Origin of the sequence: Mesorhizobium sp. CA8 (genome assembly GCF_020164955.1) — a bacterium.
Classification (GTDB): Bacteria; Pseudomonadota; Alphaproteobacteria; order Rhizobiales; family Rhizobiaceae; genus Mesorhizobium.
The window spans coordinates 369,231-388,574 of record NZ_JAIUHG010000001.1 but is presented as its reverse complement, the minus strand read 5'-3'; the positions used below and the strand labels follow the sequence as shown (position 1 = coordinate 388,574).

Annotated in this window: 25 protein-coding genes and 1 pseudogene; 8 read left to right on the top strand and 18 right to left on the bottom strand. The window is 62.7% G+C overall.

Annotated elements, in window-relative coordinates:
* Positions 1-9: 9 nt before the first annotated feature.
* Positions 10-132 carry a hypothetical protein gene (locus LB553_RS30430; protein WP_263483882.1) on the bottom strand — a complete coding sequence of 41 codons (123 nt, stop codon included), beginning with the start codon at positions 130-132 and terminating at the stop codon, positions 10-12.
* Between the two features lie 354 nt (positions 133-486).
* Positions 487-1,243 (bottom strand): annotated as a pseudogene (locus LB553_RS30750) (tyrosine-type recombinase/integrase).
* Between the two features lie 478 nt (positions 1,244-1,721).
* On the opposite strand from LB553_RS30750, the gene dusA reads away from it, so the two are divergent.
* On the top strand, positions 1,722-2,720 hold the full coding sequence (gene dusA, locus LB553_RS02225) for a tRNA dihydrouridine(20/20a) synthase DusA (RefSeq protein ID WP_224510144.1): 999 nt from the start codon (positions 1,722-1,724) through the stop codon (positions 2,718-2,720).
* Between the two features lie 95 nt (positions 2,721-2,815).
* On the opposite strand, the gene LB553_RS02220 is transcribed toward dusA, so the two are convergent.
* Both LB553_RS02220 and LB553_RS02215 read right to left on the bottom strand, forming a co-directional pair.
* Positions 2,816-3,520 carry a TIGR02281 family clan AA aspartic protease gene (locus LB553_RS02220; protein ID WP_224510141.1) on the bottom strand — a complete coding sequence of 235 codons (705 nt, stop codon included), beginning with the start codon at positions 3,518-3,520 and terminating at the stop codon, positions 2,816-2,818.
* A 10-nt stretch (positions 3,521-3,530) separates the two neighbouring features.
* Complete coding sequence (locus LB553_RS02215) at positions 3,531-3,761, bottom strand: DUF1289 domain-containing protein (RefSeq protein ID WP_224510138.1); 231 nt, start codon at positions 3,759-3,761, stop codon at positions 3,531-3,533.
* 167 nt (positions 3,762-3,928) lie between these two features.
* On the opposite strand from LB553_RS02215, the gene LB553_RS02210 reads away from it, so the two are divergent.
* Entirely contained in the window at positions 3,929-4,924 is a 996-nt protein-coding gene (locus tag LB553_RS02210) for a nicotinate-nucleotide--dimethylbenzimidazole phosphoribosyltransferase (protein WP_224510136.1), read from the top strand.
* A gap of 18 nt (positions 4,925-4,942) precedes the next feature.
* Here the strand turns inward: LB553_RS02210 and LB553_RS02205 are convergent, their stop codons facing one another.
* Positions 4,943-6,466: an ATP-binding protein gene (locus LB553_RS02205; protein ID WP_224510133.1), complete on the bottom strand. Its 1,524-nt coding sequence runs from the start codon at positions 6,464-6,466 to the stop codon at positions 4,943-4,945.
* Positions 6,467-6,542: 76 nt separating this feature from the next.
* On the opposite strand from LB553_RS02205, the gene LB553_RS02200 reads away from it, so the two are divergent.
* From LB553_RS02200 to LB553_RS02185, 4 genes are all read left to right on the top strand, one after another.
* On the top strand, positions 6,543-7,166 hold the full coding sequence (locus tag LB553_RS02200) for a thermonuclease family protein (RefSeq protein ID WP_224510130.1): 624 nt from the start codon (positions 6,543-6,545) through the stop codon (positions 7,164-7,166).
* A gap of 47 nt (positions 7,167-7,213) precedes the next feature.
* Positions 7,214-7,825: a glutathione S-transferase gene (locus tag LB553_RS02195; protein ID WP_224510127.1), complete on the top strand. Its 612-nt coding sequence runs from the start codon at positions 7,214-7,216 to the stop codon at positions 7,823-7,825.
* A gap of 28 nt (positions 7,826-7,853) precedes the next feature.
* Positions 7,854-8,471, top strand: a complete 618-nt coding sequence (locus LB553_RS02190) for a uracil-DNA glycosylase family protein (protein ID WP_224510123.1) — start codon at positions 7,854-7,856, stop codon at positions 8,469-8,471.
* Positions 8,472-8,578: 107 nt separating this feature from the next.
* Entirely contained in the window at positions 8,579-9,070 is a 492-nt protein-coding gene (locus tag LB553_RS02185) for an Lrp/AsnC family transcriptional regulator (RefSeq protein ID WP_006205209.1), read from the top strand.
* 14 nt (positions 9,071-9,084) lie between these two features.
* Here the strand turns inward: LB553_RS02185 and LB553_RS02180 are convergent, their stop codons facing one another.
* The 12 genes from LB553_RS02180 to LB553_RS02125 form a co-directional block, all read right to left on the bottom strand.
* Positions 9,085-9,657 (bottom strand): DUF3299 domain-containing protein, encoded by a 573-nt coding sequence (locus tag LB553_RS02180; RefSeq protein ID WP_224510117.1) that lies wholly within the window; start codon positions 9,655-9,657, stop codon positions 9,085-9,087.
* 64 nt (positions 9,658-9,721) lie between these two features.
* Positions 9,722-10,300, bottom strand: a complete 579-nt coding sequence (locus LB553_RS02175) for a GNAT family N-acetyltransferase (protein ID WP_224510114.1) — start codon at positions 10,298-10,300, stop codon at positions 9,722-9,724.
* Complete coding sequence (locus tag LB553_RS02170) at positions 10,260-10,964, bottom strand: DNA alkylation repair protein (RefSeq protein WP_224510494.1); 705 nt, start codon at positions 10,962-10,964, stop codon at positions 10,260-10,262. The genes LB553_RS02175 and LB553_RS02170 overlap by 41 nt, the downstream gene beginning before the upstream one ends.
* A gap of 6 nt (positions 10,965-10,970) precedes the next feature.
* Complete coding sequence (locus LB553_RS02165; RefSeq protein WP_224510112.1) at positions 10,971-11,840, bottom strand: NAD(P)-dependent oxidoreductase; 870 nt, start codon at positions 11,838-11,840, stop codon at positions 10,971-10,973.
* 114 nt (positions 11,841-11,954) lie between these two features.
* Complete coding sequence (locus tag LB553_RS02160; RefSeq protein WP_224510109.1) at positions 11,955-12,779, bottom strand: ABC transporter permease; 825 nt, start codon at positions 12,777-12,779, stop codon at positions 11,955-11,957.
* A complete protein-coding gene (locus LB553_RS02155; RefSeq protein ID WP_224510106.1) occupies positions 12,776-13,492 on the bottom strand; it encodes an ABC transporter permease in 717 nt (238 codons plus the stop codon). The genes LB553_RS02160 and LB553_RS02155 overlap by 4 nt, the downstream gene beginning before the upstream one ends.
* Positions 13,493-13,570: 78 nt before the next feature.
* Positions 13,571-14,356: an ABC transporter substrate-binding protein gene (locus tag LB553_RS02150; RefSeq protein WP_224510103.1), complete on the bottom strand. Its 786-nt coding sequence runs from the start codon at positions 14,354-14,356 to the stop codon at positions 13,571-13,573.
* Between the two features lie 152 nt (positions 14,357-14,508).
* Positions 14,509-15,024, bottom strand: a complete 516-nt coding sequence (mobB, locus tag LB553_RS02145; protein ID WP_224510100.1) for a molybdopterin-guanine dinucleotide biosynthesis protein B — start codon at positions 15,022-15,024, stop codon at positions 14,509-14,511.
* Positions 15,021-15,653, bottom strand: coding sequence for a molybdenum cofactor guanylyltransferase MobA (gene mobA / locus LB553_RS02140; protein ID WP_224510097.1), 633 nt, complete (start codon positions 15,651-15,653; stop codon positions 15,021-15,023). The genes mobB and mobA overlap by 4 nt, the downstream gene beginning before the upstream one ends.
* Before the next feature lie 4 nt (positions 15,654-15,657).
* On the bottom strand, positions 15,658-16,578 hold the full coding sequence (locus LB553_RS02135) for a DMT family transporter (RefSeq protein ID WP_224510094.1): 921 nt from the start codon (positions 16,576-16,578) through the stop codon (positions 15,658-15,660).
* 124 nt (positions 16,579-16,702) lie between these two features.
* Positions 16,703-17,059, bottom strand: a complete 357-nt coding sequence (locus LB553_RS02130; protein WP_224510091.1) for a hypothetical protein — start codon at positions 17,057-17,059, stop codon at positions 16,703-16,705.
* A gap of 87 nt (positions 17,060-17,146) precedes the next feature.
* Positions 17,147-17,323: a hypothetical protein gene (locus LB553_RS02125; protein WP_224510088.1), complete on the bottom strand. Its 177-nt coding sequence runs from the start codon at positions 17,321-17,323 to the stop codon at positions 17,147-17,149.
* Between the two features lie 140 nt (positions 17,324-17,463).
* Here LB553_RS02125 and LB553_RS02120 point away from each other — a divergent pair, with 140 nt between their 5' ends.
* Positions 17,464-17,673 carry a hypothetical protein gene (locus LB553_RS02120; protein WP_224510085.1) on the top strand — a complete coding sequence of 70 codons (210 nt, stop codon included), beginning with the start codon at positions 17,464-17,466 and terminating at the stop codon, positions 17,671-17,673.
* 35 nt (positions 17,674-17,708) lie between these two features.
* Here LB553_RS02120 and moaA read toward each other — a convergent pair whose 3' ends face one another.
* Positions 17,709-18,704 carry a GTP 3',8-cyclase MoaA gene (gene moaA, locus LB553_RS02115; protein WP_224510082.1) on the bottom strand — a complete coding sequence of 332 codons (996 nt, stop codon included), beginning with the start codon at positions 18,702-18,704 and terminating at the stop codon, positions 17,709-17,711.
* Between the two features lie 260 nt (positions 18,705-18,964).
* Here moaA and LB553_RS02110 point away from each other — a divergent pair, with 260 nt between their 5' ends.
* A complete protein-coding gene (locus LB553_RS02110) occupies positions 18,965-19,318 on the top strand; it encodes a gamma-butyrobetaine hydroxylase-like domain-containing protein (protein WP_040982795.1) in 354 nt (117 codons plus the stop codon).
* Positions 19,319-19,344 lie beyond the last annotated feature (26 nt).

Below are 19,344 nucleotides of genomic sequence, written 5' to 3'. Positions count from 1 at the left end.
GACCTGCTGCTAGCCAATGCCGATGTGGACATTTACGGGGCCAAGGAGCTCGGCCGCGACAATTTCCAGTTCTACACGCCCGAGTTCAACGCGACGGTCCACGAAAAAGTGGGAATTCCAGATGATTTCCATGGCCCCATATCCGTTCGGTGCTTGATGACCTTGCTCGCCATTGTGACATCGATCCGGCAACCGTCGTCGCGTAGTGCTCGCCAGGAGGGCGCTAGGAGGGCAAAAGAACGCGCTGGCGTTGACATGGCCGTAGGGCGCCGTGGCGATTTAGACGACGACATTTCGATCAAGGGGTCTGATCGGCCTTGTAGCAAGTGTAGAATAGAACGCGAGCTTGAGAGTAGGATTTTCACGGCGGCGCTGACCCATTGTCGCATCGCGACAGACTTTTCCGGAACTTTCGATGCCACTCCCGAGCGGACCCTGTGATGGCGGTCTTCTTCATAATCTCCTGCAAGCGGACGACGCTGAAATTCATCTTCCTAGCGCGAATATCCATTGAATCACGTTTTCAATGGCATCCTCCAAAGGCGATCGGATCACTTGCGTCATCGCTACCCTCGATGTTGGAATAGTGTGAAGCATTTCAGGCCTCAAATGGGTGTACCGTCTCAACATCTTCCAGTCCTTATGCCCGGTCACCAGAGCTACTTGTTCAATCGTGAAATCCGCCTCGAAAAGGCGGCTTGTGCCCTCATGACGCAAGTCATGGAAATGCAGGTCGGCGCATCCTCGACGGAAAGCGGTGCCGACTGATTTGTGATTGAATGGGAAATTCGCTTATCGTCATTGCTTCGCTTTGCGCGCTGTTCCTCAACGATGGCCCAGGCATCGTATCCAGTTGCCGCGAATAGCGGTATGCGCTGATTGTTGCCTTTCTTGTGCGCGGGTCTTTCCGGTCGCGAACGAGAAGCATCCGCGTGCGGTTCTCCAAGTCGGACCAACGAACCCTGCAAATTTCCTCCTGGCGCATCGCGGTTGCAACGGCGAACCGTATGATCTGGCCGACCGGCCCTCTCTGGAGAGGGTTTGCATCGAAGTGAGCGATTAGCCTGTCGAGTTCATCCTGGGTCAGCCGCCTTTCGCGCTCACATCCCTTGCCGAGAAGTCCGAGGCGCTTAAGTGCGATGCGCGCGAGATCGACAGGTTCGATCTTGACCGGTAGCCCATGGACGGCCGCAGCATGAGACAGGACAAGCTTTATGAAGCCGATGTCGATACCGAGCGTCATCGGGCCGGCACCCTGGGCGGCGCGCTCGCGGCCGAACTGAATGAGCCGTTCGCGATCGAGCGCTGCGATGCTGGTCTTGCCAAGATGTCTCCGGATCATATCGAGGGCCGCGGCCTTAGAGCGGCGAGGGGACTTGCCTACCTCGCACATGTCGTCGATATGGAGGTCGATGAGCTCGCCGAAGGTCTTAAGACGCGCTATGCGGGACTTGGTCGGCGTCTCTCCACGATCGACTTGGCGCTCGGTTTCGGTCGCCCAGCGGCGTGCGTCGTCACGGCGCAGGAAGGTCTCGCTGACGTAGCGACCTTTGCGACGGACTTTCACGCGCCAGGAACCGGACGAGAGCTTTGTGTAGGTGGCCATTTTTTCGTGTGCGCTCCGTGTGCACTGAGAGATCGAAACGTGGCGAAAAGGGTCGTATTCTGGCGTAAATTCGGGTTGGCGCGCAAAGTGCTAACAATTTGATGTTAAACAAAAAATGGCGAAAAATCAAGACCATAGACTGGCCATTGCGCCTATGATGGATTGGACGGACAGGCATTGCCGGTTCTTCCACCGTCAGTTGACGCGCCGCGCGCTGCTTTACACCGAGATGGTGGTGGCGGACGCGGTCATGCATGGCGCGCGCGAAAGACTGCTCGGTTTCGACGATGTCGAGCACCCGGTTGCATTGCAGCTTGGCGGATCGGATCCGGTAAAACTTACCGAGGCTGCGCGGATCGGCGAGACCTTCGGCTATGACGAGATAAACCTCAATGTGGGCTGCCCGTCCGACCGCGTCCAGTCGGGGACGTTCGGCGCCTGCCTGATGAAGACGCCGGCTCTGGTCGCCGAGTGCGTCGCAGCGATGAAAGCTTCGGTGAAAATCCCCGTCACGGTCAAATGCCGTATCGGTGTCGACGATCAGGACCCGGAACCCGCTCTCGACACGCTCTCCGACGGCGTGCTGGCCGCCGGCGCCGATGCGCTCTGGGTGCACGCCCGCAAGGCCTGGCTGGAAGGGCTCAGTCCCAAGGAGAACCGCGAGATCCCGCCGCTCGATTATCCGCGCGTCTACCGGTTGAAGGCCAGAAAGCAGGACGAATTCATCGGCATCAACGGCGGCATCCAGTCGCTCGCCGGGGCGTCGGCGCATCTTTCCCATGTCGATGGCGTGATGCTCGGCCGCGCGGCCTATCATACGCCGGGGATCCTGACCGGCGTCGATGCCGCCTTCTACGGCGAGGCGCCTGCCGCCTTCGATTATTTGGCGCTGGTCGACGCCATGGCCGGCTATGCGGCGCGCCATATCGAGCGGGGCGGGCGGCTCGGCCACATCACCCGTCATATGGTCGGACTGTTCCACGGCTTGCCCGGCGCCCGCCGCTTCCGGCAGATTCTTTCCACCGACGCGAACAAGCCCGGAGCCGGGGCGGAGGTGTTGCGGAGCGCGTTTTCCGCAGTCGATTTCGATGCGGCGGAAGCCGAAGCAGCCTGACTTCGGCTGAACAAACGCTGTGCCGAAACAGATTCAGACGATGTGTCGCAAGGCATGTCGTCGCCGCAGAACCGCTGCGCACTTTCTCGGCAATATTAGTCCCGCAGGATCATGCGGTCGCCACGCACGTCGAAACCCGACAACGAGCCGATGAAGTTCATGCCGAGCAGGCTTTGGTCCAGCATGCCGGGCGCCGCGACCATCACCGACATGTCCTTGCGCACGATGCCGCCGATCGCCACCTCGTTGGTCCTGACCATCGCCGCGCGCGCCATGCCGTTGGCCGTGGCGACATCCACGCTGTAGCTGAGCGCCGCCGGGTTGAACCCCGCGGCCTGGGCATCTTCCGATGTCAGCACCGTGCTGGTCGCGCCGGTGTCGACCACGGCGCGCACCGGCGTGCCGTTGACCAGGATGCGAGCTTCGAAATGGCCGTTGTCGGCTTTGTCGAGCGTGACGGTCGGGCGGCCATTCTCCACGCCGAGCGCCAGCGGACTGCCCGGGACAAAGCCGGCGGTCACGCGGCTCGCGACATCCTGCAACTCGTAGCGATACTGGTAGCCGGCGATCAGCACGAGGATCAGTGCGGCCCAGACACCGATATTGCGTGCCATGTCGCCCAGCGGCCGGCCGGAGCGGAGCAGGCTCGCACCGATCACCATCACCAGCACGCCGACCCAGATCAGCCGGCCGAAATCGTTGTTGTTCATGCCGAAGGTGTGGCCGGCCGAATTGTTGAGCATGAGCAGCACAACCCCGGCGCCGATCACCGCCATGATGACCCAGAACAGCCGGTTCATCGGTTTCTTCTCACAAAACACCGCGCTCGCGCGCCATGCGGGTTCGGCGGGTTTCGCGGCGCGGCCGCCGCTCCACCGTTTCGAGCCGTGCCGGCAGTTCCGCCATCACCGCCCGGCGCGTTTCGGCGGTCATCGCGAGCCAGGCGGAAATCTCGTCGCGCGTGCGGCCGCAACCGAAGCAGAAACCGGTTTTCATATCGATCGAACAGACCAGGATGCAGGGGGATTCGATGGCGGTCATGCTGTTCTCTTGGCTTTATTCCACATGGTGCAACCGCCGGAGCAATGCAAGCCCTCCGCATTGCGCCGCAAGGCAGCGCGTTCGCGGCATCGTCCAGGCGGTTGTGCCGGTTGGAGAAGGCGGCTATGCCGCTTGCGATTTCCGCAACGAAGCGCGACCGGATATAAATGCCTGCTAAGCCTTTCGACGATTTCCGAAGCCTCCTGGCGGCCCTGCCGCCGGCCGATGATGCGGCGGGCACGCGTGTCCGCGCGCTGTTAGCCAAGGCGGATAAGCCGAAAGAATCGCTTGGGCGCATCGAGGACATCGCGGCCTGGATTGCCGCCTGGAGCGGGCGCGCGCCGCCCACGATCAACCGGCCGCTGATGGCGATCTTCGCCGGCAATCATGGTGCCGTCAGGCACGGCATCTCGCCGCTGCCGGTGGCGGCAACCGCCAATGAGGTCGAGCTCTGCGCGGCCGGCGGCGCCGCGATCAACCAGGTCTGCATCGCCAACGATCTCGGCCTGAAAGTCTTCGATCTCGCTTTGGATATCCCCACAGGCGACATCACCGAGGAGGCCGCGCTCGATGAACGCGGCTGCGCCGCAACCATGGCCTTCGGCATGGAGGCGGTCGCGGGCGGCGCCGACCTTCTGTGCCTTGGCGATCTCGGAGTCGGCAATTCGACGATAGCCGCCGCGCTTTGCGCCGCGCTGTTCGGCGGCAGCGGCATCGACTGGGTTGGCCCAGGCGCGGGCGCAGACGCAGCGATGATCGCGCGCAAGGCCGAGGTTGTCGATCGGGCGCTGGCATTCCATGGCCCGGGTCTGAGCGATCCGCTCGAGGCCTTGCGACGGGTCGGCGGGCGTGAGTTCGCGGCGATCTGCGGCGCCATTCTCGCGGCGCGCATGGAGAAGATCCCTGTCCTGCTCGACGGGTTCGTGGCGACGGCGGCGGCCGCTGTCCTTTATGCGGGCAATCCAGGCGCGCTCGATCATTGCCTGCTTGCCAGCCTGTCGCCAGAGCCTGGCCACGCCAAGGCGGCCGAAAGGCTCGGGCTGAGGCCGCTGCTCGATTTCGGCATCGGCCATGGCGAAGGGGTAGGGGCCGCTCTCGCCGCCGGTATCGTCAAAGCCGCGGCATTGACCAGTTCCGGCATGGCGATGGCTGTCCGGCTTTAGCGCCCGGCGGAAATTGCTTCAGCGGCGCCCGCGCGCGGCAACCGTCTTGGTCGGCAAGGCCGGCAATTCCTCCATCACCCGGCTCAACGGGAAGATGGCGATCGCCTCGGTGCCTTCGCGCAGCTTGGAATGAAGCTCGAACTCGCCGCCATGCATGGCAAGCAGCCCCTGCACGATCGGCAGGCCGAGGCCGGTTCCCTGCTCGGCGCTCTTGATGGCGATCGAGCCCTGGCCGAAAGCGGAAAGCACCACGGGGATTTCTTCTTCCGGTATGCCTGGGCCGTTGTCCTTGACCGAAATGTACTGGCCGCCGCCGGCGGTCCAGCCGACACGCACGCGCACTTCGCCGCCGGACGGGGTGAACTTGATCGAATTGGAGAGAAGGTTGAGCGTGATCTGCCTGACGGCGCGCTCGTCAGCGAAGAGGCGCGGCAAGGTCTCCTCGAACTCCTGGATGATGCGGATGTCCTTGTTGCGGGCACGCAGCTCCATCATGTGGCAGCAGTCCTCGACGATGGTGACCAGCACGACCGGCTCCTCGTTGAGCTGGTAGCGGCCGGCCTCGATGCGCGACAGGTCGAGGATCTCGTTGATCAGGTCGAGCAGGTGCTGGCCGGACTCGTGCACGTCATGGGCATAGTCGCGGTACGTCGGATTGTTCATCGGCCCCAGCACTTCATTGGCCATCACTTCGGAGAAGCCAAGGATGGCGTTGAGCGGCGTCCTGAGCTCGTGGCTCATCGAGGCGAGGAAACGCGATTTCGCCAGATTGGCGTCCTCGGCCCGCCGCCTCGCCTCGTCCGACATCGATTTCGCCGTCTCCAGCTCGGCGATCAGCGCGTCCTTCTCCGAGCGGAAGGACAGCACCATCAACGAAGCCTGATTGAGATGACGCGCGACGTAACCGAAGAAGGGAAGCGCCGCGATGAGCAGGGCCGCCATCGTGGCTTCGATAGGCGTCCACAGGCGCATGACGGTGTAGGCATAAACGGCAACGGGAATGGCAAAGGTCGCGAACAGCGCGCCGCCAAGCGAGGAGGCCATCACGGCGGTCGTCGCCATGGCGATCAGCAGCACCATGGCCTTGGCCACATGGAACTGGTCGACCTGGCATGTGGCGCAGCCGAACCAGGCGAACCACGCCCAGCCAAGGCCACAGAGGAAATGGCCAATCAGGAAGTCGCGACGCGTCTGCACCGGGTCGAGTTCGACCGCCTCGGTCCGCTCCACGCGACGCGCCATGAAAGCGACGATTGTGTAGCAAAGCAGCGTCGACAGGGCCCAGATGGCGATCTGGCTGTCCAGACCCGCCAGCCGGCCGATGGCTGCCACGGCGAGCACGAGCAACGGGATCGCGACCGCGCTGACCGCCATGGCGCGCGCATGCAGCTTCAGCAGTTCACGGTCGAAATCGAGGCTGCCCGCCTGCTGCGAAAGGCGGTCGCGCGTCTTGCGCACCGCGCGCGCCACATCGCTGTTGCGGTGCGGTTTACGGCGGTCCACAATAAATTTATCCGCTGTGTTCGAGCGTTGCAAAGGCATACAGACTTCAATTTCTGCGCGCAGCGACTTCCGGTTCGTTAAGCTACGTTCGAATGATTAAGAGACTGTTTGCCATATGAGCCGTTTCGGGCCGAGAGGACCGCGCCGCCGCTATGTGGCGAGCCCGCCGCGCAGCCTCTGGCGCAAGCTGCTGGATTATGGGCTGGCCTTCCTCTTGCTCGGGTTGCTCATCCTGGTGGCGGCGCGGCTCGATCGCTTCGAGACACGCAAGGAGCAAGGCACGGCAATCATCAATGACGGCGATTCGATCACGCTCGGGACCGAGCGCATCCGCATGCGCGGCATCGACGCTCCGGAATATCACCAGACCTGCCGAAAGGCGGGCGCCGACTATCCCTGCGGCAAGCTGGCGCGGCAATCGCTGGTGCGGCTGATCGCCGGCAGGCCTGTTTTCTGCAGCGGCTGGCAGCGCGACCGCTATGGCCGGCTGCTCGGCGATTGCAGGGCAGGCGACACCGACCTAAACCGGGCCCAAGTGCAGGCCGGATGGGCGGTTGCCTTCGGCGGCTTCGAAACCGAGGAAGCGGTGGCGAGAGCGGCCAAGCTCGGCATCTGGGCAGGCACTTTCGAGGAGCCGCAGGACTGGCGCAACAGCCATCATGACGCGCCGGTCGAGAGAAGGCACGGCGTGCTGGCCTCGTTCGGCGATGCGTTGCGGGAATTTGTTCGCTTCTGGTGATGGGTGGACCAGCGCCCTATGATCCGGTGGAGAAGCTGGAGGATGGAATGAAGCTGTTCGACGGTGGCCGCGCGCCCAATCCCCGGCGCGTGCGTGTTTTCCTTGCCGAGAAGGGGCTGACGGTGCCGCTGGTGCCGGTTGACATGGGCGCGCTGGAGCATCGCGGCGGGCAGGTGGCTGAGCGCAATCCGCTGCGGCGCCTGCCGGTGCTCGAGCTTGACGACGGCACCATCATCACCGAATCAATTGCCATTTGCCGCTATTTCGAGGAGTTGCATCCCGAGCCCGCGCTGTTCGGCAAGGGCGCGCTCGGCAAGGCCGTCGTCGAGATGTGGCAAAGACGCATGGAACTGAACCTGATGGCCAGCGTCGCAGCCGCATTCCGGCACATCCATCCGGCGATGAAGGAATGGGAAGTGCCGCAAATTCCGGAATGGGGCGAGGCCAACAAGCCGAAGGCGATTGAATTCCTGCGCCTGCTCGACAATGAACTGGCGAAGCGCGAATTCGCCGCCGGCGACACCTATTCGGTCGCCGACATCACCGGCATGATCGCCATCGATTTCATGAAGCCGGCCCGTATTAAGGTGCCGGAAGAGTGCACGAACGTGCTGCGCTGGTACGCGGCGCTTACAAGCCGGCCGAGCGCGACGGCCTGAGCGGCAGAAATTGGATAATCCGCCCGATATGAGACAAGCGCTGGAGCGCCTCACCGAAAGGGTGCGGGCCTGCCGTATCTGCGTCGACGAGCCACACGGCCGGCCCCTGCCGCATGAGCCGCGGCCGGTGCTGCAGCCGTCCTCCACGGCGCGGATCCTGCTTGCAGGCCAGGCGCCGGGCACCAAGGTGCATGTGTCGGGCATGCCGTTCACCGATGCCTCGGGGGACCGGCTGAGAAACTGGCTCGGCGTCAGCGCGCAGGAATTCTACGACACAGAAAAGTTCGCCATCGTGCCGATGGGCTTTTGCTTTCCCGGCCAGGACGCCAAGGGCGGCGACCTGCCGCCGCGTCGCGAATGCGCTCCGGCTTGGCGCCCGGACCTGATGGCGCTGATGCCGCAGATCGACCTGGTGCTGACCATCGGCGGTTATGCGCAGGCCTGGCATATGGGCACGATACGGCTGCCGTCGCTGACCGAGACGGTCAGGAACTGGCGCGCCATATGGGATGGACCGGCCATGCCCAAAGTGCTGCCGCTGCCGCATCCGTCCTGGCGAAACACCGGCTGGCTGAAGAAGAATCCCTGGTTTGAAATGGATTTGCTGCCCTTTCTCAGGTCGGAAATCCGCTATCGCATCGATTAGGCATCCTGCAAGAAATCACTCGCTTTTACCACTCTTGGCAGAATTTCTTTCTTGTGAAAGGCTCGGATAAAGGGGATTATAGCCAAACTATTCCCCTGGAGCCTCGCATGGATCGCCTTGATAGAAAAATTCTCCGCCTCCTGCAGGAGGACGCGACGCTCGCGGTCGCCGATGTCGCCAAGAAAGTCGGCCTGTCGACCACGCCGTGCTGGCGGCGCATCCAGAAGCTCGAGGAGGAGGGCGTCATCAAACGTCGCGTCGCCATCCTCGATCATGAGAAGGTCAATGTGCGCGTCACCGTCTTTGTGTCGATCCGCACCAATTCGCACAGCCATGAATGGCTGCGGCGCTTCTCCGAGGTCATCCAGGAATTCCCGGAAGTGGTCGAGTTCTACCGCATGAGCGGCGACGTCGATTACCTCCTGCGCGTGGTGGTTCCGGACATCGCCGCCTATGACGCTTTCTACAAGCGGCTGATCGCTAAAATCGAGATCCGCGACGTCTCGTCATCCTTCGCCATGGAGCAGATCAAGTACACGACCGAAATCCCGCTCGACTACATGGTGCTGGACAAGGAATCGGGCGCCAACGCGGCGTAGGCGCCAGGCAGGCCTTAGTTTTTCTTCTTGTCGAGGAAATTCCACGGCGAGTTGACCGGCAGCGTCACGGTGTCCGGCACGCTGTCGACGCTCGCCACCTCGGCCTTGCGCACGGTGTAGCCGGACTGGACGATCGAGACGCCGTCGAGGATGAACAGCTGGCTTTTCTCCATGCCGGGCCTCAGCACGCCGGTGACCGCGACCGGCTCGTAAGCCTCTTTCATCTTGTAAGGATGCGCCGGCGTGACCAGCACGATCTGGTTGGGTGGCGGCGTCGGCATGTGGCTGCAGGCGCCGGTCCACGGCACCAGCAGGAATTGGTAGACAAGGTCACCCTCGCGATCGACCGGCAAAGCATAGCCGGCTAATTGTATCGTCTTGTCCTGCAGATTGAGCGACAAGGTCTCGCCATGGTCGGGCAGTTTTGCCGCGATCATCGGCAGATTTGCGTCCTCGGCTATCGCCTGCGCCGCGGGGCGCAGATCCTTCCAGAAGATATGCGCGACATCGGCCGCCGCATCGGCTCCCGAGGCGGTGAGCAGGAGCACGGCTGTCAGGGCCGCGCATGATTTGAAACGCTTGCTCATGGTTGTTCCATCCTCCGCCAGCCGATTTCCGGAATCGAGTAAAAGCGTCGTGACCGGTCCGGGCTCAACGGCTTAGCCGCATCACATGCCGGCGCGTGCCGGCGGTTCCGGTCTCATGGAAGCCGCGCGCGGCGAACATGTCGCGAAAGCCCATGAAGCGGTAGCTCGGCGCGGCCTCGTCGACGGCATAGGCCTCGATTATATACGCGCCTTTGCTGAAGGCATGGTCGATCGCAGCGTCAAGCAAAGCGGAGGCCAGTCCGCCGCCGCGCAAGGCCCTTGGGACATAGAAGCAGACGATCGACCACACGCCGGTCTCGGTGTCGTCCTGCTGTTTTGAAAGTTTCCGGTATGTCTCGCGCGGCGCGACCGAGCACCAGCCGACCGGTCTGCCGTCCAACTCTGCGAGGATGCCGACCGGGGTGCCAGCATCGATGAGCGCCATCATCATGCGCTTCTTCTCGTCGTTCTCAATGTGCTCGCGGCTGGAACGGCGCCAGGCCATGCACCAGCAATATTTCGGCGCACCCGGCTGCTCGAACAGATTTTCGAAGTCGGCGCGTGTCTCTGGCGTCACCTCGACGAACCGAATCCCGGCAAGGTCAGGCTTTTGCGGCTGCGAGCCTTTCGAGCTGTCTGGCATCCGTCAGTTCCTTCACCGCATCCTTGCCGATCCAGCGCGCCGTTTTGTCGGACGATGCCGCCAATCTTTCCGCCAGCGCAAGGGCAGGGGCGTGCAGGCTCATCGAGCGCTTGCCGATCTGCCGCAGCGCCCAATTGACCGCCTTGCGGACGAAATTACGCGGATCGCCGGCATGTTTCTCGATCAGCGGCAGATAGGCAAGGAACGTCGCGTCCGGCTCTTTCTTGAGATGCACCGCGCTCCAGGCCAGCATGGCAAAGGCGGTGCGCCGAACGAATTCGCGGTCGTCTTCGGCGAACTCGTCTATCAATTCACGCCAGAATGGCGTCAAGGCAAAGAGGTCCGCTACGGTGTCGACGATCTCCCAGCTGTCGAAATCTGCGGCCCAGCGCCGGCATTGATCGATGTCGACCTTCTTAGGCTCGCCGGTGAAGGCCGCCATCAGCCGCGCTTCGCGGACACCGCTGTCCCACAGCAGAAGCGACCGCTCGTGGTTTTTCTTCAGCTTGCGCGCCAATGGCCGCAATTGCGAATTGCCGACGCCGAGTGCGCTGGCGGTGTTGATGCCGTAGCGCGCCATGCCCGCCCGGTTCGCCTCGGTGCCGATCGCGCGCAAATGCGCAACGATGTCGTCGGCGCTCCAGCTCGGATCGGGCAGGGGCATCGTCACCTATCTTTCCAGGCGCGCAAGCAGCGAGGACGTGTCCCAGCGCTTGCCGCCCATGTCCTGCACGTCCTTGTAGAACTGGTCGACAAGCGCCGTCACCGGCAGCTTGGCGCCATTGCGGTTGGCCTCCGCCAGGCAGATGCCGAGATCCTTGCGCATCCAGTCGACCGCGAAGCCGAAATCGTATTTGCCGGCATTCATCGTCTTGTGGCGGTTCTCCATCTGCCAGGAGCCGGCCGCCCCTTTGGAGATCACCTCGACGACCTTTTCGATGTCGAGGCCGGCCTTCTTGCCGAAATGGATGCCCTCGGCCAGCCCCTGGACGAGGCCCGCGATGCAGATTTGGTTGATCATCTTTGTGAGCTGGCCGGCGCCGGCCGACCCCATCAGGCCGACCATGCGGGCGTAGGCGTCGATGACGGGCTTCGCCTTGTCGAAGGCGGTCTTTGAGCCGCCGACCATGACGGTGAGCACGCCGTTCTCGGCGCCGGCTTGGCCACCGGATACCGGCGCATCGAGGAAGGAGAAGCCGGCCTCGCACGCGGCTTCGTCAAGCTCGCGCGCCACCTCGGCCGAGGCGGTGGTGTTGTCGATGAAGATGGCGCCCTTCTTCATCGCGGCGAAGGCGCCGTTCGCGCCGGTCGTGACCGAGCGCAGATCATCGTCGTTGCCGACGCAGGAGAAAACGAAGTCCTTGCCTTCGGCTGCTTCGGCCGGCGTCAGCGCCAGTTTGCCGCCATGCTGGGCCACCCACTGCTCGGCCTTGGCCTTGGTGCGGTTGTAGACGGTGACGTCATGGCCGCCCTTGTTCCAGAGGTGTCCGGCCATCGGATAACCCATGACGCCAAGACCGAGAAATGCAACCGATGCCATAAAGCCTGCCTTCCAACAAAACACAGTTTCCAGTGGCGGAAGGTCTAGGCCATGCGAAAAATTCGTCAAGGCACGCAGCGCGGCATCGGCTGGTGCAGGCGACCGAGCGGCAATCTATCGATGCAGATGGACGGTGATGCGGCGCTCGATCCACTCGACGCCATGGCGCAGGATTTCGACCATCACCAGATAGACGATCGCCACCCAGATATAGGCTTGGATGTCGAAGGATTTCGCATAGGCGAGCTTGGCGTTGCCCATCAGGTCGTAGACGGTGATGATGGCGACGATCGCGGAAGCCTTGATCATCAGGATGAGCTCGTTGCCATAGGGTCTCAGCGCGACGATGATCGCCTGCGGCAGGACCACTTTGCGCAGCGTCTGCAATTTGTGCAAGCCAAGCGAAGCGGCACCTTCCCATTGGCCGAGCGGCACGCTTTCGATGGCGCCGCGCAGGATTTCTGCCTGGTAGGCGGCGGTGTTGAGCGAGAAGGCAAAGACGCCGCAATAGAAGGCCTCGCGGAAGAACCACCACAGCCCGACCGTCTCAAGCTCAGGGCGGAACGAGCCGATGCCGTAATAGACCAGGTAGGTCTGCACGAGCAGCGGCGTGCCGCGGAAGAAATAGACGTAGCAATAGGCGAGCCCGGACAGGAACGGGTTCTTCGACATGCGGCCATAGGCGACCGGAAGCGACAGGATGGCGCCAAGGACCATCGAAATGCTGACCAGCGACAGGGTGGTGCCCAGGCCCTGCAGATAGGCGGGAGCATATCGGGCGAAGAATTCGGCATTCCAGGCATAGACAAGGTAGGCGACGATGCCGAGGCCGAAAAGCATCCAGATGCCGACCAGCGCGTAGCCGAGGATGCGGACCCGCGGCCAGCCGCGCGCTTGCGGCGGCGGCTTGTCGATGACGATAGCCTGGCTGACGCTCATCGCGCTTCCCTCCGTCCGAGGTAGCGCAGGATGTAGCTCGTGGCGATCGACGACAGGACGGCCAGCGCCAGGAAGATCAGCGCCGCGACGCTGTAGAAGAGGAACGAATGCTTGGTGACGCGCGCCGCCACGCCGGACTGGCGCAGGGTCTCCGCGAGATTGACGACCGAAACCAGCGAGGTGTCCTTGAGCAGGCTCAGCCAGCAATTTTCGAGGCCCGGAAAAGCGATACGTATCAGCTGCGGCAGGATCACCAGCCGCATCGTCTGCCATGTCGACAGGCCAATAGCGTAGCCACCCTCATATTGGCCTTTCGGAATGGCGCGGAACGCGGAGAGGAAGACCTCGCTGGCATAAGAGGAAAAGATCAGCGCCAGCACGATCATGCCGGCGACGAAGCTGTTGACGTCGATCGTCGCGTCCGGATTGAACAGCCGCACGACATATTGCAACAGAAGCGGCATGCCGAAGAAGAACAGGAACAGCGTCACCAGTTCCGGCAGACCGCGAAAGACCGTGGTGTAGATGTTGCCGGCGAGCCGCAGCGACGGCTCTTCATGCTGTTTGGCGAAGGCGACGAAAAAGCCGATCACCAGGCCGATCGGCAATGTGGCGAGCGCCAATGCAATGGTGACCAGCACACCAGAGGCAATATCGTCACTCCAGCCATCCGGTCCCCAGCTGAGAAGTGTCCAAATGCTTTGGGCCGGCATTGACGGGTCGTGTCTCCGTGGCGGTCCCGGATGGATTTAAGGGCGACGAGGGATGGCTCGCCGCCCTTGGCTTATCGATCAGGATTCGGCGCCGTAGACGTCGAACTTGAAGTACTTGTCGTTGATTTCTTTGTACTTTCCGTTCTTGCGGATGGCGTCGATCGCGTTGTTGAGCTTGTTGACCAGATCGGTCTCGCCCTTGCGCACGGCAATGCCCGCGCCCGGTCCGAAGATCTCGACCGGCTGCGGCGAGGGCTGGCCGAGGATCTTGCAGCAGGCGCCGTCCGGCGAATCCAGCCACTGCTGCAGCACGACGATGTCGTCCTCGATCGCATCGAGACGACCATTGGCGAGGTCAGCCTGTTCCTCGGGGCTGCTCGGATAGCCCTTGATGGTGCTGTCCGTGTAGGTCTTCGAAGCATAGTTGTAGTGCGTGGTGGTGGTGGCGACGCCGATGGTCTTGCCGGCGAGATCTTCCTTAGTCACACCCTTGACCAGCGAATCCTTCGGCACGGCGATGGCAGACGGGGTGTTGTAGTATTTGTGGGTGAAGTCGACCTTTTCCTGTCGTTCGGGCGTGATCGACATCGAGGCGACGATGGCGTCGAATTTGCCGGCCTGAAGCGCCGGGATGATGCCGTCCCAATCCTGCGCGACGAAGGTGCATTTCACTTTCATCTCGTCGCAGAGCGCCTTGGCGATATCGATGTCGAAGCCGACCAGCTGGCCGTCGGAGGTCAGGTTGTTGAAGGGCGGGTACGCGCCTTCGGTGCCGATCCTCAGGGTCTTTTCCTGAGCCTGGGCGACGCCAAGTGTCAGCAGCGCGGCCGAAGCGGCAAGCGCGATACGCAGTGCAATACGCATGATAATCCTCTCATATTGTCATGGCCGCTGTCCCGGGCGGCTCTTGTGGGCGGTCGTTTCCTGACCGCCCGCTGGGGCGGATACTCCCACTCTTTCCAAGAAAAAAGCAACTGCAAATCAACGGCAAACGACAGTCAGGACGTGCCGCTGCGTTACTTGGTTCGAGCAACGAGACCTGTGCTGCGCTCGACAAAGTCGGCTATCGATTTGGTGTCGTTGAGGTCGAAAACCGGCAGGTCCTCGCCTTCGACTGCAAAGTCGGCGGCGACCGCGACGATGTTGGGATCGTTGGCCGAAAGTGGCGTTCGGTCCTTGGCTTCGAGCCGCCTTGCCTCGATTTTCTTGTGCGCTTCGCGCTTGTAGCCTTCGACCAGCACGATGTCCGTGGGCGATAGCCGCGCCAGGATATCGTCCAGCGTCGGCTCGTCCTCGGCCCGCAATTCGTGCATCAGCGCCCAGCGCCGACCGGAGACGATCGCGACCTCCGTCGCGCCCGCCTGCCGATGGCGGAAACTGTCGGTGCCCGGCTTGTCGATGTCGAAGTCATGGTGGGCGTGCTTCACCGTCGACACTGTCCAGCCACGCGCCACCAGTTCGGTGACCAGCTTTTCCGTCAGGGTCGTCTTGCCGGAGTTCTTCCAGCCGGTGATGCCGAATACGCGTCTCATGGCCTGAGCCTTTGCAACAGACGCTCCGCCGCCGCAAGATCGTCCGGTGTGTTGACGTTGAAGAACGGATCGATCGTTTTGTCGTCGGCCTCGATCATGGGGAACTCGACCTCGACATAGCCCTGGCGCTCCATGAAGGCGGAAACCCGCCGGTTATCCTCATCGACCAGGAAATGGCGCAGGGCGTCGCGCAGGCCGAGCGGCCAGAGCGCGAAGGTCGGGTGCCATCTGCCGTCCGAACTGGCGACGGCGATTGCGCCTGGGCGGTCGCGGGTTGCGGCTGCGAGGCGCTCGACGAGGTTTTCGGGGAAGAACGGCGTATCGCCGGCGGCGCTTATCAGCCACCGGCAGCCCGTTTGCCTCGTCGCCCATTCGAGGCCGGTGAGAATGCCCGCCAGCGGCCCGGCATGGCCCGGCACCGTATCTTCGAGCACCGGCAGGTCCATGGCGGCAAACCGCGCCGGATCGCCGTTCGCGTTGAGCCCCAGGGTCGCGACCTGCGGCTTCAATCGCGCGGCAACATGATCGATCAGCTTGGCTTTGCCCAGCGAAAGCAACGGCTTGTCGCCGCCGCCCATTCGGCGCGACTGGCCCCCCGCCAGAACGATCCCTGCGACATTTCGGTCCATCGGCCTATATGCCGTCCGGCGCCATGTCGGGTCCAGCGCTTTCGGCAGCAGGTTGCTGCTTGCCGACGACGCGCTCGCGGTAGAGCGCATAGAGGCCCGAGCCGATGATGGTGGCGGCGCCAACGATCATGGGCAGGTCGGGGACGTCGCCGAAAATGACGAGGCCGAGCAGGATCGACCAGAGCAGGGCCGTGTAGCGGAAAGGCGCGATGAAGGAGATGTCGCCCGAGCGCATCGCCATGATGATGAACTGATAGCCGATAAGCACCAGCACCGCCGCGAGCGCCAGAAGCGTGGTCGCCCGGCCGCTCATCGGCGTCCAGCCGCCCATTGGCGACAAAAGCAGCGCGCCCAGAACGGTCATGGCAAGCGCGGTCGCCGTCGACACCAGCATGGTCGGGATCGCCTCTGGGATGCGCTTGGTGGCGAGGTCGCGCACCGCGCAGCAGGCGACGCTGGCCAATGCCAGCAGCGAATAGACGCTGAACCCTTCGAAGCCCGGCCGCACGATGATCATCACGCCGGCGAAGCCGACGGCAATAGCAAGCCAGCGCCGCCAGCCGACGCCTTCGCCGAAGAACAGCGCCGCGCCCATGGTCACCGCCAGCGGCAGCGCCTGCAGCACGGCCGAGACGTTGGCGATCGGCAAATGCGCAAGCGCGATCAGGAACGATACCGTGGCGCCTGCTTCGCCGGCCACGCGCGTCGCCACCATCGGCTGCAGCATGGCGGCCGGATTGGCAAGCGCGCCGCGCCGCCAGGCGAGCAGGCCGACGAACAGGGACGCGAAGGCGCCGCGCACCAGCATGACCTGCGCCATGTTCATCGATTCGGACGAGAATTTGGTGATCGCATCGTTCAAGGTGAAGCCGACCATGGCCACGACCATGAACAGCGCGCCGCGCAGATTTGGCGAGAGGGGCAAAGGCGTTTCCGGATTTAGTTCTAGATCAGCGTCTAGCAGGCAGCCGGAAAACAGCAACGGCAAAGAAATGGGCCACCAATTTCTGCGTGGCCCACGAGATCGATTTTGCCGAGGCTGCGGAGACTTACTTCGGCGTCAGCACTTCGGTGCCGTTGCCGTTCTGGCCGGCGATGGTCCACAGTCCGTGCAGGGAGCCGTCCTTCTCGATCTTGTAGACGACGAGACCGATTTCCTTGCCCATCGCGTAGCCGGCGGAAAACGCATTGTCGTTACGCATGCAGATGCCGTCCGAGGTCGAGCCGCCGGTTTCCCAGTGGATCGTACAGGTCGTGTCGCTGGTCAGCGTGATGGTTGCCTCGCCGCCATACTTCGAGCCGTCGAAATTGGTGCCGGCGACGGTGTAGGTGCCGCCGATCGACTGAGCCGCGGCCGGCACAGGGGCAATCCCAAGCACTGCAAGTGAAAACATGATTGTGCGCATGTGCACTCCCCCTAGAGCGAAAATCGCGCTCGAAGGCTAGGCTGGAAAAGGCTGGCGGTAAATCGGGCGGAAGGCTGTGTGGATGGTTTATTTCCGGTGTGGCCCGGACGCCTCGTGCAGGCTTGCAGCGATGGCGCCGACCAGCGGGTCGTATTTCGCCTTGAGTGCTGCTGGATACTCGATGGAGACGGTGTGGATGACGTCCTCTTTTCCGAACACGGACCGCTGATAGAAGATCTTGTCGCCCTTCGTGCCCGACAGCACCGCCCAGTTCTTGCCGGTCTTGCCGTAGGTGACTTTTTCTTTGGCTCGGGGCTAGCTTTTTCGTTCTTGACGAGGCTCTCGGGGGTATCGTCGAGTGCATTGTAGCTACCATAACACGCAACGCTGGCGCCATCGGCGCTATGCCATTCCAGACCATCGCCGTTTTCCGGCTCGGGCATGCGCTTGGTGAAAATCTGGTCCGGGAACGTGCACACGGTGCCGAACCGCGCGTTGATGTAGGTGAACGGCTTGGCCAGCGCCGTCATCGTCAAATTCGTCGACAAGAACAGAAGCGCGGAAAACAAGCCGAGGCGACGAAGATTCTGCATGATCCCCCCTCTGGTCAATGACCAAAGGTAGATCCTGCACCAAATCGTAGAAAAAATCAGCCGCCGGTGACGCTCATATGCCGCGACACCGAAGGGCGGCTGGTGCGGCGGTCGATGATGAAGTCATGGCCCTTGGGCTTGCGGCCGATGGCCTCGTCGATCGCCACGCTGAGCAACTCGTTGCCTTCGGAGGTGCGCAGGGGCGCCCGGAGGTCGGCGGCGTCCTCCTGCCCAAGGCACATATAGAGCGTGCCGGTGCAGGTCAGCCGCACGCGGTTGCAGCTTTCGCAGAAATTATGCGTCATCGGCGTGATGAAGCCGAGCCGGCCGCCGGTCTCGGCGACATGGACATAGCGGGCAGGGCCGCCGGTCTTGTAAGGAATGTCGGCGAGGGTGAACTGGCGCTCCAGCGCGGCGCGCAGCAACGACAGCGGCAGATACTGGTCGGTGCGGTCGGCCTCGATCTCGCCCATCGGCATCGTCTCGATGAGGGTGAGGTCCATGCCGCGGCCATGCGCCCAGCGCATCAGCTCGGGGATTTCGGCATCGTTGAAGTCGCGCAGCGCAACCGCATTGAGCTTGATCTTGAGCCCTGCCTTCTGCGCGGCGTCGATGCCTTCCATCACCTTGGCGAGATTGCCCCAGCGCGTGATCTGATGGAATTTCTCGGCATTAAGCGTATCGAGCGAGACGTTGATGCGCTTGACGCCGCAATCGGCGAGTTCGGCCGCGAAGCGCGACAGCTGCGAGCCGTTGGTGGTCAGCGTCAGCTCTTCCAGGGCGCCGCTTTCGAGATGCCGCGACAGCTGGTGCACCAGATGCATGATGTTCTTGCGCACCAGCGGCTCGCCGCCGGTCAGCCTGAGCTTCTTCACGCCTTTCTCGATGAAAACGGTGCAGAGCCGGTCAAGCTCCTCGAGCGACAGCAGATCCTTCTTCGGCAGGAAGGTCATGTCCTCGGCCATGCAATAGGTGCAGCGGAAATCGCAGCGGTCGGTGACCGACACGCGCAGATAGCTGATTGTGCGACCGAAGGGGTCGATCATGTCCATTGCAAGCGTTTCCCGTGGCCTAGCGGCGTCGTTATATACAGCTATGTGATACGATCCAATGCCGCATTCAAGATAGAAGGTCTTGATCTTTGGTAACATTCCCCGGCCGACATCGCGTGTCGGCTGGCTAAAAGTCTCTGTCTGATGCATGTCGTTTGTCCCCGAACCGCTGCACACTTCTGGGCGACATGCATTGGCACCGGTCTTTCCGGATCGCGCGAAGCGGCGTAGGGAAGGGCGCAACCCAGACAGGACCAGCCATGACCGCGCCAAAGGAACTCAGGGTCTCGAAGGACCGCAAGCTGCTGACCGTGACCTTTCCGGGACATCAGCCTTTCGAACTGCCGGCGGAGTTCCTGCGCGTGGCCTCGCCGTCGGCGGAAGTGCAGGGCCATTCGCCGGAGCAGCGGGTGACAGTTCCGGGCAAGCGCAATGTTGCGATCCTCAAGATCGAGCCGGTCGGCAATTATGCGGTGCGCATCACCTTCGACGATTTCCACGACACCGGCATCTTCACCTGGAATTATCTGCATACGCTCGGCCACGAAAAGGACGAGCGCTGGAACGCCTATCTCGCCGAGCTGGCCGAGAAGGGGCTGAGCCGGGATCGCTAGCCTGGCGCGTGGCAATCCAATGTCGG